Raw genomic sequence first — 26,977 nt, 5'->3', positions numbered from 1 at the left:
GTCTAAGGTTGAACTACGTACGGAAACAACAATCGCACCTACCAAGCCTACAGACGGAGTACAAGCATGGCGTTCTTCACCGCGGCCAGCAAAGCCGACTTCCAGCATCAACTGCAAGCGGCCCTGGCGCAGCACGTCAGCGAGCAGGACCTGCCACAAGTGGCCCTGTTCGCTGAACAGTTCTTTGGCATCATCGCACTCGAAGAACTGACGCAGCGGCGACTGTCCGACCTCGTTGGTTGCACCCTCTCGGCCTGGCGCCTGCTGGCCCAGTTCGACCCGAGCCAGCCGCAGGTCCGCGTCTTCAACCCCGATTATGAAAAGCACGGCTGGCAGAGCACTCACACCGGCATCGAGGTGCTGCATCCGGACATTCCGTTCCTGGTCGATTCCGTACGTATCGAACTCAAGCGCCGCGGCTACAGCATTCATACCCTGCAGAACAGCGTGCTCAGCGTGCGCCGCGATGCCCAGGGCGCGCTGCTCGAACTGCTGCCCAAGGGCAGCACGGGCGAGGGCGTCAGCCTCGAATCGCTGATGTTCCTGGAGATCAACCGCTGCGCCAGCAACGCCGAGATCAAGTCGCTGCAGAAGACCCTGCTCGAAGTGCTCGAGGAAGTGCGCCTGAGCGTCGCCGACTTCCAGCCGATGAAGGCTAAGGCCCAGGAACTGCTGGGCAAGCTCGGTGACGGCAGCTTCGGCCACGGCGCCATCGACCCGGCCGAAGTGGAAGAGATCAAAGTGTTTCTTTCCTGGTTGCAGGACAACCACTTCACCTTCCTTGGCTACGAAGAATTCACCGTTCACGACGCGGCCGACGGCGGCCACCTGCAGTACGACGAAAGCTCCCTATTGGGGCTGTCCAAACGCCTGCGCAGCGGCCTGAGCCAGGACGAGCTGCACATCGAACCCTACGCGCTGGCCTACCTGCGCGAGCCGACCCTGCTGTCGTTCGCCAAGGCCGCGCAGCCGAGCCGCGTGCATCGCCCGGCTTACCCTGATTTCGTCTCCATCCGCGAAATCGATGCCTCCGGCAAGGTGGTCAAGGAGTGCCGCTTCCTCGGCATCTACACTTCGACCGCCTACAGCGAGAGCGTGCGCGAGATTCCCTACATCCGCCGCAAGGTCGCCGAGGTCGAGAAACGCTCCGGCTTCATCTCCCAGGGCCACCTGAGCAAGGAGCTGGTCAAGGTTCTCGAAGTGCTGCCGCGCGACGACCTGTTCCAGACGCCGGTCGACGAGCTGGCCAGCACGGCGCTGTCGATCGTGCAGATTCAGGAGCGCAACAAGGTCCGCCTGTTCCTGCGCTTCGACCCCTACGGGCGTTTCGTCTATGCGCTGGCGTATGTGCCGCGCGATATCTATTCCACCGAAACCCGCCTGCGCATCCAGCAGGTGCTGGTCGATCGCCTGCAGGCCAGCGATTGCGAGTTCTGGACCTACTTCTCCGAATCCGTGCTGGCCCGCGTGCAGTTCATCCTGCGCGTGGATCCTAAGAACAAGCTGGACATCGACCCGCAGCAGCTCGAGCGCGAAGTCGTTCAGGCCTGCCGTTCCTGGACCGATGACTACGCCGCCCTGGCCGTGGAGAACTTCGGCGAAGCCAAGGGCACCCGCGTGCTCACCGACTTCCCGAAAAGCTTCCCGGCCGGCTACCGCGAGCGCTTCGCGCCGCACTCGGCGGTGGTCGACATGCAGCACCTGCGCAGCCTCTCCGAGGATCGCCCGCTGGTCATGAGCTTCTACCAGCCGCTGGTGCCCGGTGAGCGTCAGCTGCACTGCAAGCTGTACCACGCCGACACGCCGCTGGCGCTGTCCGACGTGCTGCCGGTGCTGGAGAACCTCGGCCTGCGCGTGCTGGGCGAGTTCCCGTATCGCCTGCAGCACCAGAGCGGCCGCGAGTTCTGGATTCACGATTTCGCCTTCACCTACGCCGAAGGTGTCAATCTCGATATCCAGCAGCTCAACGACACCCTGCAGGACGCCTTCGTGCATATCGTGCGCGGCGACGCCGAGAACGACTCCTTCAACCGTCTTGTGCTGACCGCCGGTCTGGCTTGGCGTGACGTGGCGCTGCTACGTGCCTATGCCCGCTACCTCAAGCAGATTCGTCTGGGCTTCGACCTGGGTTACATCGCCAACACGCTGCTCAACCATGCCGACATCGCCCGCGAGCTGGTGCGCCTGTTCCGCACACGCTTCTATCTGGCCCGCAAGCTCAGCGCCAATGACCTTAACGATAAGCAGCAGAAGCTCGAGCAGGCCATTCTCGGCGCTCTGGACAACGTCGCGGTGCTCAACGAAGACCGCATCCTGCGTCGCTATCTGGACCTGATCAAAGCCACCCTGCGCACCAACTTCTACCAGCCGGACGCCCTGGGCGAGGTGAAGAGTTACTTCAGCTTCAAGTTCAACCCCAGCGCGATTCCCGAGCTGCCACGGCCAGTGCCGAAGTTCGAGATATTCGTCTACTCGCCGCGCGTCGAGGGCGTGCACCTGCGCTTCGGCAACGTGGCCCGTGGTGGCCTGCGCTGGTCGGACCGTGAAGAGGACTTCCGTACCGAAGTGCTCGGCCTGGTCAAGGCCCAGCAGGTCAAGAACGCGGTGATCGTGCCGGTCGGCGCCAAGGGCGGTTTCGTGCCGCGTCGCCTGCCGCTGGGTGGCAGCCGTGACGAGATTCAGGCCGAGGCCATCGCCTGCTATCGCATCTTCATCAGCGGCCTGCTGGACATCACCGACAACCTGAAAGAAGGCGAAGTCGCGCCTCCTGCCAACGTGGTACGCCATGACGGCGATGATCCTTATCTGGTCGTCGCCGCCGACAAGGGCACCGCGACCTTCTCCGACATCGCCAACGGCTTGGCCATCGCGCACGGCTTCTGGATGGGCGATGCGTTCGCCTCCGGTGGCTCGGTCGGTTACGACCACAAGGGCATGGGCATCACCGCACGCGGTGCGTGGGAGTCGGTCAAGCGCCACTTCCGTGCGCTGGGCCGTGACAGCCAGACCCAGGACTTCACCGCGGTCGGCGTCGGCGACATGTCCGGCGACGTGTTCGGCAACGGCATGTTGCTGTCGCGCCATATCCGCCTGGTCGCTGCCTTCGATCACCGCCACATCTTCCTGGACCCGAACCCGGATGCGGCCACCACGTTCGTCGAACGTGAGCGACTGTTCACCGTGCCGCGTTCGAGCTGGGCGGACTACGACGCCAAGCTGATCAGCAAGGGCGGCGGCATCTATCCGCGCAGCCTGAAGTCGATCGAGATCACCCCGCAGGTGCGCGAAGCGCTGGGCCTGGACGACAGCGTCAAGGCGCTGTCGCCGAACGATCTGATGAGCGCGATCCTGAAGGCACCGGTCGACCTGCTGTGGAACGGCGGCATCGGTACCTACGTCAAGGCCGCCAGCGAGCAGCACAGCGATGTCGGCGACCGCGCCAACAACGCCCTGCGCGTGAACGGTGGCGAGCTGCGCTGCAAGGTGGTGGGCGAGGGTGGCAACCTGGGCATGACCCAGCTGGGCCGCATCGAAGCCGCCCAGGCTGGCGTGCTGCTCAACACCGACTTCATCGACAACTCGGCCGGCGTCGACACCTCCGACCACGAAGTCAACATCAAGATCCTGCTCAACGATGTGGTGCGGGCCAAGAAGCTGACCGTCGAACAGCGCAACAAGCTGCTGGCGTCGATGACCGACGAAGTGGCCGACCTGGTGCTCAACGACAACTACCGCCAGAACCAGGCCCTGAGCCTGATGGAGCGGATGGCGGTCAAGCGCCTGGGTTCCAAGCAGCACTTCATCCGCACCCTGGAACAGCAGGGCCTGCTGGACCGCCAGATCGAGTTCCTGCCGTCCGATGCCGAGCTGTCGCAGCGCAAGGCACGCGGCCAGGGCCTGACCCGTCCGGAACTGTCGGTGCTGCTGTCCTACTCCAAGCTGGTGGCGTTCGCCCAGCTGCTGGATTCGGACATCCCGGAAGATCCGTACCTGTCCAAGGAACTGCAGCGCTACTTCCCGACCCCGCTGCAGAAGAAGTACGCCGACGCGATGGAGCGTCACCGCCTGAAGCGCGAAATCATCGCCACGGCCGTGACCAACCAGACCATCAACCGCATGGGCGCCACCTTCCTGATGCGCATGCAGGAAGACACCGGCCGTTCCATCGCCGAGGTCGCCAAGGCCTACACCATCAGCCGCGAAACGCTGGATGCACGCGCGCTGTGGGCGCAGATCGATGCGCTCGACGGCAAGGTGCCGGAGTCGGTGCAGATCGACGCGCTGGAAGTGATCTGGAAGCTGCAGCGCTCGTTCGTGCGCTGGCTGCTGTCGCGCCCGGGCGCGATGCCGGGCATCACCGAAGCGGTCAACCGCTACCAGGGGCCGTTCAACGACATCCGCGTCGCCTCGGGCGTGCTGCCGGATTCGCAGCGTCCGACCTACGAAGCCCTGGTGGCCGAGTGGAAGGAAAAGGGCCTGCCGTCCGCGCTGGCTCAGCAGCTGGCCGAACTGCACTTCCTGGAGCCGGCGTTTGACATCATCGAACTGGCCCGCACCCGCAAGCTGAAGCCGGTGGACGTGTCCAAGGTCCACTTCCGCCTGGGCGATGCCCTGCAGCTGCCGTGGCTGTTCGAGCAGGTCGACGCGCTGGAGGTCAACGGTCGTTGGCACGCCGTGGCACGTGGCGTGCTGCGTGACGAACTGGCGGCCAACCATCGCAACCTGGCTGGCCAGGTGCTGGGCACCAAGGGCAGCAGCGCGGAGGCCAAGGTTGCAGCCTGGATGGGTCGTGACGACAACAGCCTGCGCTTCACCCTGGCAATGCTGGCCGAACTGGCCGAGCAGAAGACCCTGGACTACCCGACCGTTTCGGTTGCGGTGCAGCGCCTGGGCCAGCTGGCGGCGCATGGTGCGTAAGCGCATTCGCGCTGACGCCCCACGGTTTGCCCTGCAGACCGTGGGACCCATGCCAACCATGCTCCCGGACCCCCGCGCCGTTGGCGCGCCCCCCTGACTCAGGGGGGCTCCTGATCTGCAGACGTTGGAGAAACGGCCCCGCGCAAGCGGGGCCGTTCTGCATTGCACGCTAGTATCGGCCGCTGGCCGGCAACCGCATGAACCGCAACCAGATGCAGCTGCCGGCCAGCGGCCGGCACTACCGGGTATGCTCTTGCTGGCATACCCACCCGGATCCACCGATGAGCGACACCCCCCGCATCGCTTTCCTGGCCAGCACCACCGAAGCGGCGCAGATGGCCCGCGCGGCGATGGTTTCCCGCTATGGCGACCACGCGCCAGACCAGGCCGACGTGCTGTGCCCACTGGGCGGCGACGGCTTCATGCTGCAGACCCTGCACCGGCATGGGCACCTGGGCAAGCCGGTGTTCGGCATGAAGCTGGGCACGGTCGGTTTCCTGATGAACCAGTACCGCGGTGACGAAGACGTGCACGCCCGCATCGCCCGCGCCGAGCCGGCCCATCTGCGCCCGCTGGAAATGGTGGCGCTGACCGAGTCGGGCACCAGTACCGGCTCGCTGGCCTACAACGATGTTTCGCTGCTACGCCAGACCCGCCAGGCCGCGCATATCGGCATCGACCTCAACGGCCAGGAACGGGTGGCCGAGCTGATCGGCGATGGCGTGCTGGTGGCCACCCCGGCCGGCAGCACCGCCTACAACTATTCGGCGCACGGGCCCGTGCTGCCGCTGGGCTCGCATACCATCGCGCTGACGCCGCTGGCCCCGTACCGGCCGCGGCGCTGGCGCGGTGCCATCCTCAAGGCCGACACCGAAGTGCGCTTCCGCGTGCTCGACCCCTACAAGCGCCCGGTAAGCGTCACCGCCGATTCGCATGAGACCCGCGACGTGGTGGAAGTGACCATCCGCGAGTCGAAGGACCGCCGCGTTACCCTGCTGTTCGACCCGGAGCACAACCTGGAAGACAGGATCCTGAGCGAACAGTTCGTTTTTTGAGGACAATGGGCGGCCGGCCGTGCCGACCGCTTGAAGGACCCCCACCGATGGGCGACAACTCCCCCCGTTTGCTGACCGTCGCGGTGACCTCGCGCGCGCTGTTCGACCTAGAGGAAAGCCATGCGCTGTTCGAGAGTGATGGCGTGGCGGCGTATGCCGAATTCCAGCGCCAGCACGAGGACGACATCCTCGGCCCCGGCGTGGCCTTCCCGGTGGTGCGCAAGCTGCTGGCACTGAACCAGGGCGCCAGCCCGGAGAACCCGCGCGTCGAGGTGATCCTGCTGTCGCGCAATTCCGCCGACACCGGCCTGCGCATCTTCAATTCGATCCAGCATTACGGCCTTGGCATCATCCGCGCCACGTTCACTGCCGGCGAGCCGACCTGGCCGTATGTGAAGCCGTTCGGTACCGACCTGTTCCTTTCGGCCAACCCGGAGTCGGTGCGCAGCGCGCTGCGGCATGGCATCGCCGCGGCGACGATCCTGCCCAAGCCGCCCGGCGAGACCGCGGCAGCGGCGGCCGACCAGATTGATATTGGGCGCCCGGCCGGCCAGCTGCGCATCGCCTTCGACGGCGACGCGGTGATCTTCGGTGACGAGAGCGAGCGCATTTCGCGCGAGCAGGGCGTGGAAGCGTTTGGCCGCCACGAGCGCGAACGTGCCCGCGAACCGCTCAGTGGCGGTCCGTTCCGCGGCTTCCTGTCGGCCCTGCATACGCTGCAGGAAGTCTTCCCGGCCGGCGAAAGCGCGCCGATCCGCACCGCGCTGGTCACCGCGCGCTCGGCACCGGCGCACGAGCGGGTGATCCGCACCCTGCGTGAGTGGGGCGTGCGCCTGGACGAGGCGCTGTTCCTCGGTGGCCGCCACAAGGGCCCGTTCCTGCAGGCCTTTGGCGCGGACATCTTCTTCGACGATTCGCAGCACAACATCGACAGTGCGCGTGAACACGTGGCCGCCGGACACGTTCCGCACGGCGTGGCCAACGAGGGCTGAGCCCGGTAGCTGCCAAGGTTGGTTGGCATCGCGGTGCAGCCGCGCCCACCAGGGGGGGGCGTCTACCAGAGCGGAGCTACGGGCTGCCCGACATCCCCAGCTGCAGGTCCACCACCTTCCAGCGCAGCCCCTGCGGTTCAAGCACCACCTTCAGCGGCGGCTGGCCGGGACCGCGGTCGACGTCGATCACGAAGCGGTCCAGCGCTTCGAAATGATGCTCGGCATGCTTCAGCGGCCGCGCCGGCTCGGTCGGACCGAACGCATCGCCGCCCTGCAGTTCATTGCGGCCGCGCTTCCACAGCACGTGGCCCTGCAGCATTGCGCCGATCCCGGTCGGGGTCACCAGGGTGTCCACCGCCGCCCCGCCGAGCTGGTCGCCCAGGCCGTAGAGCAGGGCGCCGAGCGGGCTGGCGGCTACGTCCGTGCCGGCCTGGCGCACCAGATAGTCATTGAGCTGCGCGCGCAGGCTGCTGCGCACGCGCGGGAAATCGACGTAACGTTCCAACTGGGCGGTGTCGCGCTGTTCGATGGCCCTGGACAGGCCGTGCACGGTCACATAGGGACCGCCGAACCACCAGGCGGCCAAGGCCAGGACCACCAGCACCAGCAGTGCAATGCGCTTCTTCATGCCGCCCAGACTGCCGCAAGTGCTCGGCCCGGGGGTGAACGCCGGGTGATGCAGGTCAGAACTCCAGGTCCAGTGCCGCGCACAGGTAGTCGACAAACGGGCCGAGTGCGGCCAGGTCCTTGCCCAGCGTAGACAGCAGGCGCGACCCGGTCATGGTGGCGTCGTCCAGCGAACGCCACATCACCCAGTTCCGGTGCTTGAGGTCGTCGATGAACTCAAAATCTGCCGGGAAACCGCGCGGTGGCCGCACCAGCTTCTCGCTCTCGTCGAAGTCGAAGCGCTTGCGCAGCGCGGGGGCGTGCGCGGCGGCTTTCCAGCTGCCTGGGTTGTCGAGGATGAAATGGCGCACGCGGCGCTGGGTTTCCGGCTCGGGGTGCCACAGGCCGGCGCCGACGAAGCTCTCGCCCGGCTGCAGGTGCACGTAGAACGAGGGCGCGGGCACTTCGCGGCGGCGCTCATGGAACAGGCGGGCGCCCTGCCAGGTTTTGTAGGGCGACTTGTCGTTGGAAAAACGCGCGTCGCGATGGATGCGGAACAGCGAGCCACCGACGCCGCGGGTATCGGCGCGGAAGTGCTCGCTGACCTCGGCCAGCGCCGGCTGCAGGTCGCCAAGCAGGCGCAGGAACGGTTGCCGCACGTGGTCTTCGTACTGCGGGCGGTGATCGTTGAACCAGGCCTTGTCGTTGTGCCGCGCGAGGCTGCGCAGGAACTTGAAGCTGGCGTCCGAGAAATAAGTGCTCACAGCGTCTCCTGCAGGTGCTGGCCCCAGTCGCGCAGTGATTGCAGCAGGACCTGGCGCCGGGTGTCATCGGGCGCTTCGGCGGCCAGTGCATCCAGCTGCTGCTGGTACTGGGGCAGGTTGACTTCGCCCAGGCCGCCGTCTCCGAGCAGGCGCTGGCGGCGGTAATCCTGCCAGCGCTGGCGTTCAGCCGACGCGAGGCTGTCGGGATGGTTGCGCGCACGGTAGCGGAACAGCAGCTCGGGCAGGCGCGGGTCACGGAAGCGGCCTTCCAGCGCGGCCAGCTGGTCTGGCGCGGTGGTACGGGCCAGCGCCAGCAGTGGCTTGTCGCCGTTGCCGAGGAAGCCGTCGTACAGCGAGGCGTCGACATCGGCCACGGTGACCGCGCGTGGCTGGTTGTAGACCTGGCGCGCCTTCTCGGCCAGCTGTGCGGCGAAGGGGCGCAGGCGTTCGACCTTGGCTTCGATCGCCGCCACGTCCAGGCCAAGGCGCTGGTGGTCGTCGGCGCGAAGGTGGTTCCAGGCGATCAGTGCCGGCACCTTGTTCAGGTGAACCTCCTTCAACGGGACCCGTGCCACGCCTTCGGGCAGCTCGCTGGCCCGCATGTACAGGCGCTGTGCGATCACCTCCGCCGGCAGTTCCATCAGGTCGTCGATGTCACCGTCGAGATCGAACACGATCACCCGGTTGTTGATGGTCGGGTGCACCGCCAGCGGCAGCACCGGCGCCGCGCACAGGCGGCTGGCCGGGTAGCGCATGGAGATGTGCAGCACCGGCTTCAGCGCGGCCACGTCCAGCAGGCTGCCGACGAAGCGCTTGTCGCGCAGTTTCAGTGCGTAGTCCCACAGGCGCGGCTGCGACTGCTTGAACAGGCGCGCCATGCCGATGGTGGCGCGCACGTCGGATAGCGCTTCGTGCGCATCGCCTTCGCGCACGTGGTTGGCCTCGGCCAGGTGCTCGAGCTTGAACGAGGTGGCACCGTCCTCGCGCAGCGGCCACTGGATGCCATCGGGGCGCATCGCGCGCATCAGCCGCAGCATGTCCAGCAGGTCCCAGCGCGAATTGCCGTTGCGCCATTCGCGTTCGTAGGGATCGTGAAAGTTGCGGAACAGGCCGTAGCGGACGAACTCGTCGTCGAAGCGCAGCGTGTTGTAGCCCAGTGCGCAGGTGCCGGGGCGCGACAGCTGTTCGTTGATGCGGTCGAAGGCCTCGGCCTCGCTGATGCCTTCGGCCAGCGCCTGTTGCGGGGTGATGCCGGTGACCAGTGTGGCCATCGGCGAAGGCAGCAGGTCATCGGCCGGGCGCACGAAAAAGCTGACCGGTGTGTCGATCTCGTTGAGGTCGGCGTCGGTACGGATTGCGGCGTACTGCGAGATGCGCGTGCGCCGCGGGTCCTGGCCGAAGGTTTCCAGGTCGTAGAACAGGAAGCTGTCAGCCATCAGTGCGCACCCTCCAGGACCGGCAGCTGTGCATGGATTCGTGCTTCCAATGCGGCCCAGTCGATGTTGTCCAGCGTGGTGTGGCCGGCGGTTGCCGCCACCAGCATGTCGCGCTGCAGCTCGGTACGGTGCAGCGCTTCGGCATACGGCGTATGCAGGAAGGTGACCATCGTGTAATGCGGCACGAAGCGGGTCGGCCAGCGCCGCTGCAGTTCCTGTTCCAGCTCGCGCTGCAGCAGGAAGGCGGGGTCGGCCACGCGGTCACGCATTTCCAGGTAGTTCTCCAGCGCCATCTGCTGGATGGCGCGTGCGTTCGGCTTGCGCTCGGCCTCGAATGCGGCGAAAGCGCTTTCCAGGTCGTCCGCTTCCATCAGATGGCGGGCCAAAGCCACGCAATCCTCGAACGCGCAGTTCATGCCCTGGCCGTGGAACGGCACCATCGCATGCGCGGCATCGCCGATCAGCACGGCGCGGCCCTGCTGGTGCCAGCGATCGAGCGTCAGCGTGCCAAGCAGGCCGGGGGGATGTTGTTCCCAGTCCGCGCGCAGGTCCGGGATCAGCGGCAGGGTGTCGGCGAACTCGCGTGCAAACAGCGCTTCGGCCTGTGCGCCGGTGTTGACCGTGGCAAAGCTGGGCTCGCCCTGGTTGGGCAGGAACAGGGTGACGGTGAAGGTGCCTTCGTGGTTGGGCAGCGCGATGCACATGTAGTGGCCGCGCGGCCAGATGTGCAGCGCATTGCGCTCGATGCGGAAGCTGCCGTCGGCGGCCGGCGGGATCTCCAGCTCCTTGTAGGAGTGGTCGAGGAAGGCGATGTCCTCGCCCAGCGACGCGCGCCGGTTCATCGCCGCACGCAGCGCCGAGCCAGCGCCGTCCGCACCGATCAGGGTGTCGAAGTGGATGTCATGCGGGCTGTCATCGCGGTCGTCGATGAAGCGTGCGTAGCCGGCATCGAAATCCACGGTGTGCAGACGGCGGTGGAAGTGCACGGTGGCACCGGCCTGTTCGGCAAGTTCCAGCAGCGTGGTGTTCAGGTCGCTGCGATGGATCGACCAGATCACTTCGCTGTCGTCGCGGCCGTAGCGTTGCAGCTGCGGTTCGCCTTCGCGCGGGTGCACCATGCGGCCGCGCATCATCACCGCGCGCGCCATCACTTCGTCTTCCACACCCGCCTGGCGCAGTGCGTTGCGCCCGCGTTCGGCCAGTGCCAGGTTGATCGAACGACCGCTCTCGTAGTCGGCAATGCGCGGATCGCCACGGCGTTCGTACAGGGTGATGCGCCAGCCCTGCCTTGATAGGAGGATGGCCAGCAGGGACCCGGCAAGGCCGGCACCGATAATGCTCAACGAGCGGGAAGCGTGTGCGATCAACGAACTGTCCAGCAGTAGGGGAGGGGGCGGCTCAGAGGCCGGCCCAGGCTTCCACTTCCTCGACGAAGTGGTGCACGTCCAGGTAGCGGTTGTAGAGCGGGGTGGGCGAGATGCGGATCACATCGGGTTCGCGCCAGTCGCCGAGCACGCCGATGCTGCGCAGGTGCTCGAACAGTGCGCGTCCGCGCTCGCGTCCCCCGATAACGCGCAGCGACAGCTGGCAGCCACGGCGCTGCGGATCTGCGGGCGTGATGATGTCCAGCACGATTGAAAGGCGTGCACGTACCAGCGCTTCGAGCATGCCGGTCAGTGCCAGTGACTTGCTGCGCAGCGCGTCCATTCCGGCACGCTCGAACAGGTCCAGCGAGGCGCGCAGCGGCGCCAAGCCGAGAATCGGAGGATTGCTCAGCTGCCAGCCTTCGGCGCCGACGGCCGGGGTGAACTGCGGTGCCATCTGGAAGCGGGTGGCTTCCTCGTGGCCCCACCACCCGGCAAAGCGCGGCAGCGTGGTGTCGCGGTGGTGGCGCTCGTGCACGAAGGCGCCAGCGACCGCGCCAGGGCCGCTGTTGAGGTACTTGTAGTGGCACCACACCGCGAAATCGGGAGCCACGTCATGCAGGCGCAGCGGCAGGTTGCCCACCGAGTGCGCCAGGTCGAAGCCGATGCGCGCGCCCTGCAGGCGGGCGGCACGAGTGATCGCATCCAGGTCGAAGGCCTGGCCGGTGCGGTACTGCACACCCGGCCACAGCACCAGCGCCAGGCGCGAGCCGTGTTCGGCGATGGCACGTTCGATCGCCTCCAGCGAGATCGTGCCGTTGGCTTCGTCCGGCTGCACTTCCACCAGGCAGTCGGCCGGGTCGAAGCCATGAAAGCGGATCTGCGCTTCCACCGCGTGGCGATCGGTAGGGAAGGCACCGGCTTCCATCAGGATCACCGGCCGCTGCGCGGTGGGCCGGTAGAAGCTGACCATCATCAGGTGCAGGTTCACGCTCAGCGTGTTCATGGCCACCACTTCGCTGGGCAGTGCGCCGACCACACGGGCCAGCTGCGCACTCACCAGGCGGTGGTAGGACAGCCACTGGGTGGGGCCGGTGAAGTGGCCTTCCACCGCCAACTCGCTCCACTGCTTCATCACTTCCTGTACCGCGGCCTGTGCGCCGCGCGGCTGCAGCCCCAGCGAGTTGCCGACGAAGTAGGTCTGCTCGCCGCCACCGTGGCGCGGAATCAGGAATTCGCTGCGCAGCGGGCGCAGCGGATCGGCGGCGTCCAGGGCGATGGCGTGGGTGCGGCTGAGCAGGTCGGACATGGGCGGGCAACAGGCTGCAACGGGACCGCCAGTGTAGCGCCTGGGATGGTGCGACCGCCGCCCGGAACGCCTGCGTAACGCTCCTGCTCTAGAGCCGAGCCCGTGCTCGGCTTCGCGGCCCCGCAGCCGGGCACGGGCTCGGCTCTGCAAGGGCAGGTGATCAGCCCACCGTGGGCGCCGGCAACGGGTCCACGTGCCCGCATTCGCTGCAGGTGCGCAGCTCGACGCTGGCGTGATAGCGCGCGAACACCTTGGGCAGGTCGGTCTCGATGTTCTGCAGCTGGAAGAATTCTTCATGCAGCTTGTGGTTGCAGCGTTCGCAGTGCCAGATCACGCCGTCCATTTCGTGCGGCAGGCGCTTGCGTTCGACCACCAGACCGATCCCGCCGGGCGGGCGCCGCGGCGAGTGCGGCACCTTGCCCGGCAGCAGGAAGATTTCGCCGGCGCGGATCGGTATGTCACGCACCGCGCCGTCCTGCTGCACCTTCAGCACCATCTCGCCTTCAAGCTGGTAGAACCACTCCGGCCCTTCGTCGTAGTGGTAGTCGGTGCGCGAGTTGGGCCCGCCCACCACCATTACGATGAAGTCGCCGTTGTCGATCATCTTGTTGCCCACCGGCGGCTTCAGCAGGTGGCGGTGTTCTTCGATCCAGGCATGCAGGTTGATCGGCGAGGCGAGCATGGTCGTGGTCCGTAGGGAGGTCAGTCGCGCCGGCCCTGGCGCGGAACATAGGACAGCGCCTTTTCATAGGCCGGCTTCAACTCTTCCGGTGCACCGACATCGATGCCCATTTCGCTGACGCGGCCGTTCTTCAGGCTGTAGACCCAGCCGTGCACCATCAGCTTCTGGCCACGCGCCCAGGCGTCCTCGACGATGGTCGAACGGCACAGGTTGGCGACCTGCTCGATCACGTTCAGTTCGCACAGGCGCGCGTGCTTCAGCTCGTCATCCTCGATCGCATCGAGGATGCCCTGGTGCTTCTGCACCACATCACCCACATGACGCAGCCAGTTGTCGGCCAGGCCGACACGGGTGTTGTGCAGGCAGGCATGCACGCCGCCACAGCCGTAGTGGCCAACGATCAGGATGTGCTTCACCTTCAGCTGGTCCACCGCGTACTGCACCACGCTCAGGCAGTTCAAATCGCTGTGTGCCACCACGTTGGCGACGTTGCGATGCACGAAGACTTCGCCCGGGGCCATGCCGATGATCTGGTTGGCCGGCACGCGCGAGTCGGAGCAGCCGATCCACAGGTACTCTGGGTGCTGCTGCTTGGACAGCTGCTGGAAGAACTCAGGGTCTTCCTTGGCGATGCGATCGGCCCAGTCGCGGTTGTTCTGCAGCAAGCGGTGAATGTCTTTCATGTGCGGTATCCCTGGCGTCGGGTGGGGGCAGGGCGCGGCCGATCCGGTCGCGCCCTTGCGGGAATCTGAGGTGATCAGCCGCCGGTAGCGGCCTGTTCACGGTGCCAGCGCATCCACTGCGCCAGCTCGGTGGAAGAGGGGGTGCCCAGCTGTTCCAGTTCGGCGATCACTGCGCGCTGGTTGGCCTCGGGATGGTTCTGGCTCAGCTTGATCTTCAGCTGCACGTGTTCGACCTGGAAACGGAAGCCGACGATGGCGCGCAGCTCCGGGCCATGTTCGGGGCGCGTGGCGTCGAACTGCCAGGCCTGGCCGACGCTGGCTTCAAAACGGTCGCTGACCTCGCCGACCAGTCCGGCCAGCGCCTCGGCGTCGTCGAAGGTCTGCAGCTGGCCGCGCAGTTCGGCGGCGGCGTAGTTCCAGGTCGGTACCCGCGCGGCAGATTCCTTGTCCGGGTACCAGCTGGCCGAGACATAGCCGTGCGGGCCGTCGACCAGCACCTTGGCCGCACCGTCGTGGAGCGACTGCGGGTTGGCGCGGGCCCAGTGGCCGCGCAACTCGATCTGCTGTCCGTCACGCTGGTACAGCACCGGCATGCGGGTCAGTTCCGGCAGGCCGTCGTTGCCGGTCGTAAGCACGGTGACGAACGGATCGCGCGCCAGCAGGCGGTCCAGCCAGAGCAGGTCGGTCTCGGCGAAGGCGCGCGGGGTGAACATGCTGGGCTCAGGCGCGCCCGCCCAGCGACTGCATCATGCGGCCACGCAGGCCCTCGTCACTGTCGGCCTGCGGCGGCCGCACTTCGTGCAGGCTGAAGCCGCGCACCAGCGCGTCTTCCTCGTCCAGCCCGTCGTACTCGACGAATTCGGCATCGAACAACTGCGAACGCGCAGTGTCCTCGCTGTCGTAGCTGAGGGTGTTGCCGTCGCTGTCGAGCACCTCGGCGGTGCCGGCCGGACGAACGCGCAGGCGTGCCCAGATCAGGGTGTTGCCGAGGCTGGCCAGCCACCAGCTGTCGCGCGAGTCGGAGATGTCATTCATGAGCGTATTACCAGAACGAGGCCAGCCAGAGCAGGGCGGCCATGCCCAGTCCGGCCAGCAGGGTCAGCAGCGATACCCAGGCCGGTGTCGCCAGCCCGGACAGCGAGCGGTCCGGCTGCTGCCGATAGTCGCGGCGCAACAGCCAGCCCAGGGCGTCGGGCTTGAGGAAGGCGCCGCTGCCAAAGCGCGCGGCGAGCGCCGGATGACGGTCGCGCACGTGCACCAGGGTCAGCGGCCAGAAGATCACGAAGGCACTGAACCCGGCCACTGCGACGCCGACGAAACAGAGGGCGAAGAACAGGGTCATGGGGGCAGTACCTCCGTGGTCGTGTGCTGTGGCTTAGAAGTCCGCGCTGCCCGGGGCACGCGGGTAGGGAATCGCATCGCGGATGTTGGACAGGCCGCAGACGTAGACCACCAGGCGCTCGAAGCCGAGGCCGAAGCCAGCGTGCGGTACCGAACCATAACGGCGGAAATCGCGGTACCAGCTATAGTGCTCGCGGTCCAGGCCGAACTGCGCCATGCGCGCGTCCAGCACGTCCAGGCGCTCTTCGCGCTGGCTGCCGCCGATGATCTCGCCGATGCCCGGGGCCAGCACATCCATCGCGGCCACGGTCTTGCCGTCGTCGTTCAGGCGCATGTAGAAGGCCTTGATGTGCTCGGGGTAGTTGGTCACCACCACCGGGCGGCCGATGTGTTCCTCAGTCAGCCAGCGCTCGTGCTCGGTCTGCAGGTCCAGGCCCCATTCGACCGGGAAGTCGAACTTCTTGCCGGACTTCTGCAGCAGGCTGACCGCATCGGTGTAGTCGATGCGCTCGAACGGCGCGTTGATGAAGTCTTCCAGCTTGGTGATCGCGTTCTTGTCCACGCGCTCGGCGATGAAGGCCAGGTCGTCGCCACGCTCGTTCAGCACCGCGCGGAACAGGTACTTCAGAAACTCTTCGGCCAGGCGTGCGTCTTCGGCCAGGTCGGCGAAGGCGATTTCCGGCTCGATCATCCAGAATTCCGCCAGGTGGCGGGTGGTGTGGCTGTTCTCGGCGCGGAAGGTCGGGCCGAAGGTATAGACCTTGCTCAGCGCCAGGCAGTAAGCCTCGACGTTCAGCTGGCCGGATACGGTCAGGAAGGTTTCCTTGCCGAAGAAGTCGCGGCTGAAATCGATCGCGCCCTTCTCGTCACGCGGCAGGTTCACCATGTCCAGGGTGGACACGCGGAACATCTGGCCGGCGCCCTCGGCGTCGGAGGTGGTGATGATCGGGGTGCTGATCCAGTTGAAGCCGTTCTCGTGGAAGAAGCGGTGCACGGCCTGGGCCAGGCAGTTGCGGATGCGGGTGACCGCGCCGAACAGGTTGGTGCGCGGGCGCAGGTGCGCCACTTCACGCAGGAACTCCGGCGACATCGGCTTGGGCTGGATCGGGTAGGTGAGCGGGTCCTCGACCCAGCCCACTACTTCCAGCACGCTGGCCTGGATCTCGAACGACTGGCCCTTGCCCTGCGACTTCACCAGGGTGCCGGTGGCGATGACCGAGCAACCACTGGTCAGGCGCTTGATCTCGTCGAAGTTGGCCAGGGCGTCGTTGGCCACGACCTGGATCGGGGCGAAGCAGGAGCCGTCGCTCACATTAACGAAAGCCAGATTCGCTGAACCGCGCACCGTGCGCACCCATCCGCGTACCGTGACTTCGCCGCCTTCCGGGATCTTCCCGGCAAGCGCATGTTCAACGCTGACCACCGTCATGACTTGAATCCTCTGCTGATCGACTCGATCTGTGAACACGGGAGTTTACCGGTTGCAGCGTTCTGCTTGCGAGGCATTTTTCATGGCAACGGCTCCTTATAATGTCCCCGTACCCTTGGAGTAGCCCCATGGCTGTCAGCCTGACCCCCATTGCCTTCGAACGCGTGCAGCGCTTTGTCGCCCAGACCCCGGGTGCTCTCGGCCTGCGCTTCGGCGTGACCAAGACCGGCTGTTCCGGCTGGGGCCACGTGACCGACCTGGCCCGTGACGAGCGCGAGGGCGATACCGTGTTCGACCAGGATGGCGTGAAGATCTACGTCGACGCCAAGAGCCTGGCGCTGGTGGACGGCACCGTGATCGACTTCGGCAAGCACGGCCTGAGCGAGACCTTCACGTTCAGCAACCCCAATGCCACCGCCGAGTGCGGCTGCGGCGAGAGCTTCACCACCGACGCCGACAAGGCCTGACGCCTCGTTCAGCATCCGCCGGGCGTGGCCCGGCGCTACCGGGTTCAGCTTCCTCCGGCCTGGCCGGTTGCCCGGCATTCCCAACTGCGCCATAATGCGCGGCTTCCTGCCTTCCTGGCGGGAATCCTTGCCCCACCGCGGTATCAACGGCGGGGGGCTGTCCGGCCGCGAGGCCACATCCGAAAGGTAGAAAAACATGAGTCGTCATTACGAAATCGTGTTCATGGTCCACCCGGACCAGAGCGAGCAGGTCCCGGCCATGATCGAGCGCTACAAGTCGCTGGTCGAGAACGGCAACGGCACCATCCACCGTCTGGAAGACTGGGGCCGCCGCCAGCTGGCGTACCCGATCCAGAACCTGGTGAAGGCGCACTACGTGCTGCTGAACATCGAAGCCGACCAGGCCGTTCTGAACGAACTGACCGAGAGCTTCCGCTTCAACGACGCCGTGCTGCGCAACCTGGTCATCAAGCGTGATGAGGCTGACACCGAGCAGTCGCTGATCATGAAGAGCAAGGACGAGAAGGGTGACAAGCCGGAGCGCGGTGAGCGCCGTCGTCGTGACGACGAAGAAGGCGAGTCCACCACCACCGCTGACAACGAAGCCGGCGACGACGCCGCTTCTGCCGCCTAAGGAGCCTTCCCATGTCCAAGTTCTTCCGTCGCCGCAAGTTCTGCAAGTTCACGGCTGAAGGTGTGAAGGAGATCGACTACAAGGATCTCAACACCCTGCGCCAGTACCTGACCGAGAACGGCAAGATCGTGCCGAGCCGCGTCACCGGTACCAAGTCGAAGTACCAGCGTCAGCTGGCGACCGCCGTCAAGCGCGCTCGCTTCCTGGCCCTGATTCCGTACACCGACAACCACGACGTCTGATGCCGGCGGGGCGGTCACGTGCCGCCCCCGCTGTGCCAGCTATTCGGACAGCCTTTGTTGCGGGGCTGCAGCCTCGCTAACGAATAACTTATCTGGAGCAATACCATGCAGCTGATCCTCCTGCAGAAAGTCACCAACCTCGGCAACCTGGGCGACCTGGTCGACGTGAAGCCGGGCTACGGCCGTAACTTCCTCGTGCCGCAGGGCAAGGCCGTGCCGGCCACCGAGAGCAACAAGGCCGAGTTCGAAGCCAAGCGCGCCGAGTACGAAGCCAAGGCCCAGGCCATCCACGCCGACGCTGATGCACGCAAGGCCAAGCTGGAAGGTGCGAGCGTGACCATCCCGGCGAACGCTTCGACCGAAGGCAAGCTGTACGGCTCGGTCGGCGCCCGTGAAATCGCCGATGCCTTCACCGCTGCCGGCCTGCCGGTCAGCAAGAGCGAAGTCATCCTGGGCGAAGGTGCCTTCCGCAACATCGGCGAATACGACGTGCTGATCCACCTGCACGCCGACGTCGAGACCACCGTCAAGGTCGTCGTCGTGGCCGAAGCCTGATCCCACGCCGCAAGGCCTGGCATCTCCGCAGAACGGGCGCCCGCAAGGGTGCCCGTTTTGTTTTGCGGCCCCGGTTTGGTGGCACCGGGCCGGGGCCGGCCGACAGGCACGGCCGGGCAATGTTCCACGCCCATTCGTAGAACACGGCCACATCGGTATACTCAGGGCGTCATCCCCGTTCCACGGTTGCTGATTCCAACAGGATCAATGACTTGGAGGGCAATAGGCCGCTTGCCGGCCCCCGTCCGGAACCTCTATGCGTCTTTCCACGATCAAACTGTCCGGCTTCAAGTCGTTCGTCGATCCGACCACCCTGCACCTGCCGACCAACATGACCGGCGTGGTGGGGCCCAATGGCTGCGGCAAGTCGAACATCATCGACGCCGTGCGCTGGGTCATGGGCGAGAGTTCGGCCAGCCGCCTGCGCGGTGACTCGCTGACCGACGTGATCTTCTCCGGTTCCAACGCCCGCAAGCCGGTCTCGCAGGCCACTGTCGAGCTGATCTTCGACAACTCGGACCATACGATTTCCGGCGAGTACGCCTCGTTCAACGAAATCTCGGTCAAGCGGACGGTCAGCCGCGACGGCACCAGCAACTATTACCTCAACGGCACCAAGTGCCGCCGCCGCGACATTACCGATCTGTTCCTCGGCACCGGCCTGGGCCCGCGCAGCTACTCGATCATCGAGCAGGGCATGATCAGCCAGATCATCGAGGCGCGCCCGGAAGACCTGCGCGTGTACCTGGAAGAGGCCGCCGGCATCTCCAAGTACAAGGAGCGCCGCAAGGAAACCGAAACCCGCATCCGCCATACCCGTGAGAACCTCGACCGGCTGGGCGACCTGCGCGACGAGATCAGCAAGCAGCTTGACCACCTCAAGCGTCAGGCCAAGCAGGCCGAGCAGTACCAGGCGCTGCAGGAAGAGCGCCGGGTCAAGGATGCCGAATGGAAGGCGCTGGAATTCCGGGGCCTCGACGGGCGTCTGTCGAAGCTGCGCGAAGGGCTGTCGCAGGAAGAGACCAAGCTGCAGCAGCTGATCGCCGATCAGCGCGATGCCGAGGCCCGCATCGAAACCTCGCGTGTGCGTCGCGAAGAGGCCGCCGATGCGCTCAACACCGCGCAGGCCGCGGTCTACCAGGTCGGCAGTACGCTGGCCCGCCTTGAGCAGCAGATCCAGCACCAGCGGGAGCTGTCGCAGCGCCTGCACAAGGCGCGCGATGAAACCCAGCAGGCCCTGGCCGAACTGGGCCTGCATATCAGCGGCGACGAGGCCAAGCTGAGGGTGCTGCGCGAGGCCGTGGAGGCCGCCACCCCGCAGCTGGAAGCGCTGCAGGAAGAGAATGAGATCAAGCAGGAAAGCCTGCGTGAGGCCGAAGACCGGCTGGCCAGTTGGCAGCAGCGCTGGGAGCAGCACACCTCACAGAGTTCGGAAGCCTCGCGCGCCGGCGATGTCGAGCGCACGCGCGTGGACTACCTGGACAAGCAGATCCTCGACGCCGACCGTCGTCGCGAAGCGTTGGTCGCCGAGCGCGCGGGGCTGGACGTGGACGCGCTGGAGGAGGCCTTCGAACAGCTGCACCTGCAGCACGACACGCAGAAGGCCGCGCTGGATGAATTGAGCGAAGAGGTCGAGCTGCGCAAACAGGGCGTGGCGGCCGTGCAGGAACAGCAGCGCAACGGCCAGAATGAACTGGCCGAACTGCGCAAGCAGGCCAACGGCCTGCGTGGCCGCCTGGCCTCGCTGGAAACCCTGCAGCAGGCCGCATTCGGCCAGGAGCAGGGCGCAGCCGTCGCCTGGCTGAAGGCGCGTGGGCTGGATTCGGCGGCACGCGTCGGCGAGCGCCTGGATGTCGATGCCGGCTGGGAAAACGCGGTGGAAAGCGCGCTCGGCGAGCTGATCGAAGGCGTGCTGGTCGATGACCCGGGCAGCCTGGTCGATGCACTGGGTGACCTCGGCGAAGGTCACATCGCGCTGGTCGCCAATGACAGTGCCGACCTCAAGGTCGCGCCTACCTCGCTGGCCGCACGCGTGCGTGGCCCGGCGGCGATCCGTCGCCTGCTGGCGCATCTGCATGGTGCCCAGAACCTGGCCGAGGCCAAGGCCCTGCAGGCCGGCCTGCCCGAGGGGGATTCGATCATCACCCAGGGCGGCGAGCGGCTGGGGCAGGGCTGGCTGCGCGTGTCGCGCTCCGGTGCCGCCCAGCAGGGCGCACTGCTGCGCGAACGTGAAATCAATGAACTGCGCGAACAGATCGAGCAGTTGCAGGACCGCGAGGCTGCACTGGAAGAGCAGCTGTCCGGCTTCCGCGAGCAGTTGCAGGCGGCCGAACAGCAGCGCGAAGACGCGCAGCGCACGTTGTACCAGGCGCATCGTGCAGTGTCCGAACTGGCCGGCCAGCTGCAGAGCCAGCAGGGGAAGGTCGAGGCCGCGCGCACCCGCATCGATCGCATCGAGGGTGAACTGAAGCAGTTGCTGGAAGCGCTGGACGCCAACAGCGAACAGGCGCGTGAGGCGCGTTCGCGGCTGGAGAGCGCGGTCAGCAGCATGGGCGACCTGGAGTCGACCCGGCAGCGGCTGGAGGGTGAGCGCCGCCAGCTGACCGAGGCCCGCGACCTGGCCCGCGACGCTGCACGCGCGGTGCGCGAGCGCTCGCATTCGCTGGCGCTGACGCTGGAATCGCAGCGCGCACAGCTGTCGTCACTGGGCCAGGCGCTGGAGCGCATGAGCACCCAGCGCGGCCAGCTCGATTCGCGCCTGGGGGAATTGCACTTGCAGCTGGATGAAGGCGATTCGCCGGTCGAATCGCTGCAGGCCGAACATCAGAACGCACTGGAAGAGCGCGTGCGAGCCGATCGCGCGCTGACCGAGGCGCGCACGCTGCTGGATGGCATCGACGCCGAGCTGCGCAACTACGAACAGACCCGCCACCAGCGCGACGAGCAGGCGTTGGCGCAGCGCGAACGCATTTCCCAGCGAAAGCTGGACCAGCAGGCTCTGGTGCTCAGCGCCGAGACCTTGCAGGGTGCCGTTGAGAAAGCCGGTTTCGTCATGCAGGACGTGCTCAACGCACTGCCCGAGGAGGCCCGCCTGGGCGACTGGGAGCAGGCCGTGCATCAGATCGATGGCCGCATGCGTCGCCTGGAGCCGGTCAACCTGGCTGCCATCCACGAGTATGGCGAGGCCTCGCAGCGCTCGGAGTACCTGGATGCCCAGCATGTGGACCTGACCACGGCGCTGGAGACCCTGGAAGACGCCATCCGCAAGATCGACCGCGAAACCCGTGGCCGTTTCAAGGACACCTTCGACCGCGTCAATGCCGGCGTGCAGGCGCTGTACCCGCGCCTGTTCGGTGGTGGCCATGCCTATCTGGAACTGACCGGCGAAGACCTTCTCGACACTGGCGTGACCATCATGGCGCGCCCGCCGGGCAAGCGCGTTTCCAGCATTTCGCTGCTGTCCGGTGGCGAAAAGGCGATGACCGCAGTGGCACTGGTGTTCGCCATCTTCCAGCTCAACCCCGCGCCGTTCTGCCTGCTGGACGAAGTAGATGCGCCGCTGGACGAAGCCAACGTCGGCCGCCTGGCCAGCATGGTCAAGGAAATGAGCGAGAAGGTGCAGTTCCTGTTCGTCAGCCACAACAAGGCGACGATGGAGGCCGCGCACCAGCTTTCGGGCGTGACCATGCGCGAGCCGGGCGTCAGCCGGCTGGTCAGCGTGGACCTGGAAGAAGCGGCGCGATTGGCGGGCGCGGCCTGACGTGCCATCCTAGTTACCTGAACGAACTAGCCGGAGAACCTATCGAATGTCCGACACGGCACTGTTGCGCATCGGCATCATGGCCGCCGGCCTGCTGTTGATCGCTGCGATCTTCCTGTTTGGCCGTCCAAAGAAGAAGCCCCAGGGGCGCCGCGTGGAGAGCGCGGAGCCGAACAGTGGCGAGCGCCGCGAGCCGGTGCTGGGCGAAGACGGCGTTGCCGTGGCCGACGGCCGCGTCGAGCCGGGCATGGGTGCGGAAGGGGAGCAGGCCGAACTTGGCCTCGCCGACACCGATGCGGCCAGCGACCTCGGCAAGCGCGTCAGCCAGGACTTCGACAAGATCGTCTCGCTGTTCGTGGCCGCCCGCGCCGGCGAGCAGCTGCGTGGCGAGGACATCGTGGTCGCTGCGGAGAAGACCGGGCTGGTGTTCGGCCACATGAATGTGTTCCACCGCCTGGTCGAGGGCCACCCCGAGCGCGGCCCGATCTTCTCGATGGCGAGCATCATGAAGCCGGGCAGCTTCGACATGGCCAACATCCGCGCCATGGAAACCCCGGCCATTGCCTTCTTCCTGACCTTGCCGGCGCCGCTGACCGCGCTGGACGCCTGGGAGAAGATGCTGCCGACCGTGCAGCGCATGGCCGAACTGCTCGACGGCGTGGTGCTGGATGACAGCCGCAATGCACTCGGTCGACAGCGCATCGCGCACATCCGTGACGAGCTGCGTGCCTATGACCGCCAGCACCAGGCGCCGCCGCTGACCAAGACTCCGCGCTGGTAAAGGCCCAAAGGGAGAGTCGAGCCATGCTCGACTTTTGGATCCGCGGGCAAACCCCAGTCGAGCATGGCAAGACTCTACGCAGGGCCAGGTCGGGACCCACCCGGATGGGGTTACGCCGGTACGCCGGCGACGTTCGCGAACGCTTGGCGGAACGCGGCCATTTCCTCTTCGGTGCCCACCGTCACCCGTACGCGCTGCGGCCAGATCGGCCAGCTGCGGCCGATGACCACGCCGTTGTCCGCCATCGCCTTGGCGAACGCGTTGCCGTCGCGCTGCACATCCACCACGAAGCAGTTCGCTTCGGAGGCCACGCAGCTGAAGCCGCGCTTGCCCAACCAGGCGATGGTGGCCTGGCGCACCTTGGCATTCTGCAACCGGCGCTGCGCGACCAACTGCGGGTCCTGCAGGCTGGCCAGCGCGGCGGCCAGCGCCGGCACCGGCAACGGGTTGTCGCCCTGGCTGGCCAGTTCGCGCAGGCGGTCAGGATGCGCAGCCGCCACGCCCAGGCGCAGGCCGGCCATGCCATACAGCTTGGAGAACGTCCGCAGCACGATCAGGTCATCGCGCTGGGCAACCTGTGCGATCAGGCTGGGCTGATCGCTGTACTGCAGATAGGCCTCATCCACCAGCACGCGGGTGGCGGACGGCTTGTTGGCCAGCAGCCACGCCAGCTCGGCCGGCGGGCTGATCGAACCGGTCGGGTTGTTCGGGTTGCACACGTACAGCAGCCCGGTCGGGCGCGCGTGGGCGGCGGCGGCCATTGCGCGCAGGTCATGTGCGCCATCCTCGCGCAACGGCACCTTGTGCACGGACGCGCCATGCGCGGCGGCCACGTCACCCAGCGTCTCAAAGGTCGGGTCCGCCACGACCAGGCCGGCCTGTGCGCCGGTCCAGACGATGGCCGCACGGTTCAGGGGCTCGCTGGAGCCGGGGTACAGACGCACGTGGTCGGCCGGGATGCCGGCCTGGGCGACGAAGGCATCGCGAACCTGTCCCGCCAGAGAGAACTGGTAGCGACCACTGCCGGCGATGCTGTCGCGTGCAGCCTGCTGGGCGGCGGGCGAGGGGCCGTAAGGGCACTCGTTGAAGTTGAGCAGGACCGGGCCGCCGGCTGGAGCCGCGCCGGGCCGGGCCTGGCCGAGGCGGGGCAGGCCGCTGCCAGCGGCGACGAGGCCGACACCGGCCAGTTGCAGGAAGTGGCGGCGGGAAGCGGGCAGGGACACGGGCAGGATTCCGAAGGGCAACCGCCGCACGCTAGCGCTGGTGGGAGCGGGCGGCAAGTCGGGTATGTAGAGTCAAGCCGTGCTCGACTGGGCCGGTGCAGCAATCGAGCATGGCTCGACGCTGCAAAGGCGGCAGTCCACAGGCGGGGTCACAACCCCTTCTAGGATCCGGCCCCGAGCGGCGCGGTGTTACGGGGGCTGACGGCCGGGCGCGGTAGAATTCCCGGCCATCCCAGAACCACCGGATCCCGATGAGCCCCAGCCCCGCCGAACGCGCCGAAGACCTTCGCCGGCAGATCGCCCAGGCCAACCGTGCCTACCACGAGCTGGATGCGCCGGAGATCCCCGACGTCGACTACGACCGCATGGTGCGCGAGCTGGAAGCGCTGGAGCGCGAGTACCCGGAACTGGCCCGTGCCGACAGCCCGACCCAGCAGGTCGGTGCGCGCCCGTCCGGTCGCTTCCCGGAAGTGCGCCACGCGGTGCCGATGCTGTCGCTGTCCAATGCTTTCAGCGATGAAGAGGTGGCTGACTTCGTGCGCCGCATCGACGAACGCCTGGGGCGGCGCAGCCTGCAGTTCTCGGCCGAGCCGAAGATGGATGGCCTGGCGATCAGCCTGCGCTACGAGGATGGGCACTTCGTGCTGGGCGCCACCCGTGGCGATGGCAGCACCGGCGAGGACGTGACGGCCAACCTGCGGGAGATCGGCGACGTTCCCAAGCGCCTGCACGGCAAGGACTGGCCGGACGTGCTGGAGGTGCGTGGCGAGGTCTACATGGCCCGCGCCGATTTCGAGGCCTACAACGCGCGTGCGCGCCAGCAGGGCGGCAAGGTGCTGGCCAACCCGCGCAACGCGGCGGCCGGTTCACTGCGCCAGCTCGATCCGAAGATCAGCGCGCAGCGCAGGCTGAGCTTCTTCGCCTACGGCACCGGCGAGGTGCAGGGCGGCGAGCTGCCCGACACCCATTCGGGCACGCTGGCCCAGCTCGGCGCCTGGGGCTTCCCGGTCAGTGCACTGTGCAAGGTGGTGGAAGGCACCGATGGCCTGCTGGGGTACTACCGCGATATCGGCGAGCGCCGCGACGGCCTGCCGTTCGATATCGACGGCGTGGTCTACAAGCTGGATGACCGCGCTGGCCAGCAGGCGATGGGCTTCGTCTCGCGCGCACCGCGCTGGGCCATCGCGCACAAGTTCCCGGCGCAGGAACAGAGCACCACGGTGGAGGCGATCGAGATCCAGATCGGCCGTACCGGGGCCGCTACGCCGGTCGCGCGATTGGCGCCGGTGGCGGTGGCCGGCGTGATCGTCTCCAACGCCACCCTGCACAACGCCGACCAGATCGCACGCCTGGACGTGCGCGTCGGCGACAGCGTGATCGTGCGCCGTGCGGGCGATGTCATTCCCGAGGTGGTCAGCGTCATCCTCGACCGCCGCCCGCAGGGCACCACGCCGTGGCAGATGCCGACGCGTTGCCCGGTGTGTGGCTCGGAAATCGTGCGCGAGGAAGGGGCAGCCGCATGGCGCTGCTCGGGCGAGCTGTCCTGCCCGGCGCAACGCAAGGAAGCGATCGCCCACTTTGCCTCGCGCCGCGCGATGGACATCGACGGCCTGGGCGACAAGTACATTGAAACCCTGGTCGATGCCGGCATCGTCAAGAGCGTGGCCGACCTCTACCGGCTCAGCCGCGATACGCTGCTGCACCTGAAGCTGGTGCTGGATGCGGAAGACCCATCGGCACTGGCCGCGGCGCTGAAGCTGCACCTGCCCGCCGAGGGCAGTGGCGCGGTGCTCAATGCGGTGCTCAAGCTGGATGGCAACGATCCGGGTTGGCGCGCGCAGGCGTTGGCGCAGCGGGCCAGCTTCGAATGGAACACGAAGAAGATCGCCACCAAGTGGGCCGACAACCTGATCGCGGCGATCGACGCCAGCCGTGCCGCCACGCTGGAACGGCTGCTGTTCGCGCTGGGTATCGATCACGTGGGCGAGAGCACGGCCAAGGCGCTGGCGCAGTGGTTCGGTGACCTGGAGCTGATCCGCCACCTGCCGTGGCCGCTGTTCAAGCGCGTGCCGGACATCGGTGGCGAAGTGGCGCGCTCGCTCGGTCACTTCTTCGAGCAGCAGGGCAACCAGCAGGCCATCGATGACCTGCTGCAGGTCGGCCAGGTGCGCATCAGTGATGTGCATGCGCCCAGTGCCAAGCTGCGCGAAGGGCTGGATCTGGCACAGCTGCTGGTCGAATCCGAGATTCCCGGCATCACCCGCCTGCGCGCGGAGAAGCTGGCTGCGGCGCTGCCCGGCGCGCAGGCGGTGCTCGACGCCGAGCATGGCCAGTTTGTCAACGCCGGGCTGCCCGATGACACCGCGCGCGGACTGGCCGAATGGCTGGACACGGACGGCCATGGCGTGATGCTGCTGGCGGCCGAGAAGGCGATGCAGCATATCCTGGGCAGGGCACCGGCGCTGGCCGAGATCGTCGCCGGCCCGTTGGACGGGCAGACCGTGGTGCTGACCGGCACCCTGGCCCAGCTCACCCGTGATGCCGCCAAGGAGCGGCTGGAGGCCCTCGGTGCCAAGGTGTCCGGCAGCGTGTCGAAGAAAACCAGCTTCGTGGTGGCCGGTACCGAAGCCGGCTCCAAGCTGGACAAGGCACAGTCGCTGGGCGTCCCGGTGTGGGATGAGGACCGCCTGCTGGCCTATCTCTCAGAACACGAATGATGACCCCGCCGGGTGCCCAC

Annotated in this window: 22 protein-coding genes; 10 read left to right on the top strand and 12 right to left on the bottom strand. The window is 66.8% G+C overall.

Going from position 1 to position 26,977, the window contains the following annotated elements:
- Positions 1 to 66: 66 nt before the first annotated feature.
- The 3 genes from QZ853_RS00660 to QZ853_RS00650 all read left to right on the top strand — a co-directional run bounded on the left by QZ853_RS00660 (position 67) and on the right by QZ853_RS00650 (position 6,964).
- Entirely contained in the window at positions 67 to 4,917 is a 4,851-nt protein-coding gene (locus QZ853_RS00660) for an NAD-glutamate dehydrogenase (RefSeq protein ID WP_295569921.1), read from the top strand.
- 281 nt (positions 4,918 to 5,198) lie between these two features.
- Positions 5,199 to 5,972: an NAD kinase gene (locus QZ853_RS00655; RefSeq protein ID WP_295569919.1), complete on the top strand. Its 774-nt coding sequence runs from the start codon at positions 5,199 to 5,201 to the stop codon at positions 5,970 to 5,972.
- A gap of 47 nt (positions 5,973 to 6,019) precedes the next feature.
- Positions 6,020 to 6,964: a 5'-nucleotidase gene (locus tag QZ853_RS00650; RefSeq protein WP_019660382.1), complete on the top strand. Its 945-nt coding sequence runs from the start codon at positions 6,020 to 6,022 to the stop codon at positions 6,962 to 6,964.
- A gap of 76 nt (positions 6,965 to 7,040) precedes the next feature.
- Here QZ853_RS00650 and QZ853_RS00645 read toward each other — a convergent pair whose 3' ends face one another.
- The 11 genes from QZ853_RS00645 to asnS all read right to left on the bottom strand — a co-directional run bounded on the left by QZ853_RS00645 (position 7,041) and on the right by asnS (position 16,578).
- Positions 7,041 to 7,592, bottom strand: coding sequence for a DUF2939 domain-containing protein (locus QZ853_RS00645; protein ID WP_295569916.1), 552 nt, complete (start codon positions 7,590 to 7,592; stop codon positions 7,041 to 7,043).
- Between the two features lie 55 nt (positions 7,593 to 7,647).
- The gene (locus tag QZ853_RS00640) at positions 7,648 to 8,334 is read right to left on the bottom strand and encodes a DUF2461 domain-containing protein (RefSeq protein WP_295569914.1); all 687 of its coding nucleotides are present in this window, start codon (positions 8,332 to 8,334) and stop codon (positions 7,648 to 7,650) included.
- Positions 8,331 to 9,770, bottom strand: a complete 1,440-nt coding sequence (gene sbcB, locus QZ853_RS00635) for an exodeoxyribonuclease I (protein WP_295569912.1) — start codon at positions 9,768 to 9,770, stop codon at positions 8,331 to 8,333. Before sbcB ends, QZ853_RS00640 begins: the two co-directional genes overlap by 4 nt.
- Positions 9,770 to 11,137, bottom strand: coding sequence for an NAD(P)/FAD-dependent oxidoreductase (locus QZ853_RS00630; RefSeq protein ID WP_295569910.1), 1,368 nt, complete (start codon positions 11,135 to 11,137; stop codon positions 9,770 to 9,772). Before QZ853_RS00630 ends, sbcB begins: the two co-directional genes overlap by 1 nt.
- 31 nt (positions 11,138 to 11,168) lie before the next feature.
- Positions 11,169 to 12,443: a kynureninase gene (gene kynU, locus QZ853_RS00625; protein ID WP_295569909.1), complete on the bottom strand. Its 1,275-nt coding sequence runs from the start codon at positions 12,441 to 12,443 to the stop codon at positions 11,169 to 11,171.
- A gap of 160 nt (positions 12,444 to 12,603) precedes the next feature.
- Positions 12,604 to 13,125, bottom strand: a complete 522-nt coding sequence (locus tag QZ853_RS00620) for a 3-hydroxyanthranilate 3,4-dioxygenase (RefSeq protein WP_295569908.1) — start codon at positions 13,123 to 13,125, stop codon at positions 12,604 to 12,606.
- A gap of 20 nt (positions 13,126 to 13,145) precedes the next feature.
- The gene (can, locus tag QZ853_RS00615) at positions 13,146 to 13,808 is read right to left on the bottom strand and encodes a carbonate dehydratase (RefSeq protein WP_295569906.1); all 663 of its coding nucleotides are present in this window, start codon (positions 13,806 to 13,808) and stop codon (positions 13,146 to 13,148) included.
- Between the two features lie 74 nt (positions 13,809 to 13,882).
- Positions 13,883 to 14,521 carry an FMN-binding negative transcriptional regulator gene (locus tag QZ853_RS00610; RefSeq protein WP_295569904.1) on the bottom strand — a complete coding sequence of 213 codons (639 nt, stop codon included), beginning with the start codon at positions 14,519 to 14,521 and terminating at the stop codon, positions 13,883 to 13,885.
- A gap of 7 nt (positions 14,522 to 14,528) precedes the next feature.
- Entirely contained in the window at positions 14,529 to 14,843 is a 315-nt protein-coding gene (locus QZ853_RS00605) for a hypothetical protein (protein ID WP_295569902.1), read from the bottom strand.
- Between the two features lie 7 nt (positions 14,844 to 14,850).
- Positions 14,851 to 15,150: a hypothetical protein gene (locus tag QZ853_RS00600; protein WP_295569900.1), complete on the bottom strand. Its 300-nt coding sequence runs from the start codon at positions 15,148 to 15,150 to the stop codon at positions 14,851 to 14,853.
- A 33-nt stretch (positions 15,151 to 15,183) separates the two neighbouring features.
- Entirely contained in the window at positions 15,184 to 16,578 is a 1,395-nt protein-coding gene (gene asnS / locus QZ853_RS00595) for an asparagine--tRNA ligase (RefSeq protein ID WP_295569899.1), read from the bottom strand.
- A 128-nt stretch (positions 16,579 to 16,706) separates the two neighbouring features.
- Here asnS and QZ853_RS00590 point away from each other — a divergent pair, with 128 nt between their 5' ends.
- The 6 genes from QZ853_RS00590 to zipA all read left to right on the top strand — a co-directional run bounded on the left by QZ853_RS00590 (position 16,707) and on the right by zipA (position 23,017).
- Complete coding sequence (locus QZ853_RS00590; RefSeq protein WP_006452998.1) at positions 16,707 to 17,045, top strand: iron-sulfur cluster assembly accessory protein; 339 nt, start codon at positions 16,707 to 16,709, stop codon at positions 17,043 to 17,045.
- Between the two features lie 196 nt (positions 17,046 to 17,241).
- Positions 17,242 to 17,679: a 30S ribosomal protein S6 gene (gene rpsF, locus QZ853_RS00585; RefSeq protein ID WP_049445625.1), complete on the top strand. Its 438-nt coding sequence runs from the start codon at positions 17,242 to 17,244 to the stop codon at positions 17,677 to 17,679.
- A gap of 11 nt (positions 17,680 to 17,690) precedes the next feature.
- Positions 17,691 to 17,921 (top strand): 30S ribosomal protein S18, encoded by a 231-nt coding sequence (gene rpsR, locus QZ853_RS00580; RefSeq protein WP_002804494.1) that lies wholly within the window; start codon positions 17,691 to 17,693, stop codon positions 17,919 to 17,921.
- A 105-nt stretch (positions 17,922 to 18,026) separates the two neighbouring features.
- Positions 18,027 to 18,476, top strand: a complete 450-nt coding sequence (gene rplI, locus QZ853_RS00575; RefSeq protein ID WP_049408589.1) for a 50S ribosomal protein L9 — start codon at positions 18,027 to 18,029, stop codon at positions 18,474 to 18,476.
- Between the two features lie 256 nt (positions 18,477 to 18,732).
- Positions 18,733 to 22,236: a chromosome segregation protein SMC gene (gene smc / locus QZ853_RS00570; protein WP_295569896.1), complete on the top strand. Its 3,504-nt coding sequence runs from the start codon at positions 18,733 to 18,735 to the stop codon at positions 22,234 to 22,236.
- 46 nt (positions 22,237 to 22,282) lie between these two features.
- Positions 22,283 to 23,017, top strand: coding sequence for a cell division protein ZipA (gene zipA, locus QZ853_RS00565; RefSeq protein ID WP_295569894.1), 735 nt, complete (start codon positions 22,283 to 22,285; stop codon positions 23,015 to 23,017).
- A gap of 110 nt (positions 23,018 to 23,127) precedes the next feature.
- On the opposite strand, the gene QZ853_RS00560 is transcribed toward zipA, so the two are convergent.
- Positions 23,128 to 24,240: a pyridoxal phosphate-dependent aminotransferase gene (locus QZ853_RS00560; RefSeq protein ID WP_295569892.1), complete on the bottom strand. Its 1,113-nt coding sequence runs from the start codon at positions 24,238 to 24,240 to the stop codon at positions 23,128 to 23,130.
- Positions 24,241 to 24,485: 245 nt separating this feature from the next.
- Here QZ853_RS00560 and ligA point away from each other — a divergent pair, with 245 nt between their 5' ends.
- Positions 24,486 to 26,957 carry an NAD-dependent DNA ligase LigA gene (gene ligA / locus QZ853_RS00555; RefSeq protein WP_295569957.1) on the top strand — a complete coding sequence of 824 codons (2,472 nt, stop codon included), beginning with the start codon at positions 24,486 to 24,488 and terminating at the stop codon, positions 26,955 to 26,957.
- Positions 26,958 to 26,977: the final 20 nt, after the last annotated feature.

Source organism: uncultured Stenotrophomonas sp., assembly GCF_913778665.1.
Taxonomy (GTDB): Bacteria; Pseudomonadota; Gammaproteobacteria; order Xanthomonadales; family Xanthomonadaceae; genus Stenotrophomonas.
Note: the sequence above shows the minus strand (reverse complement) of the source record. Positions and strands in the feature narration are given on the sequence as shown.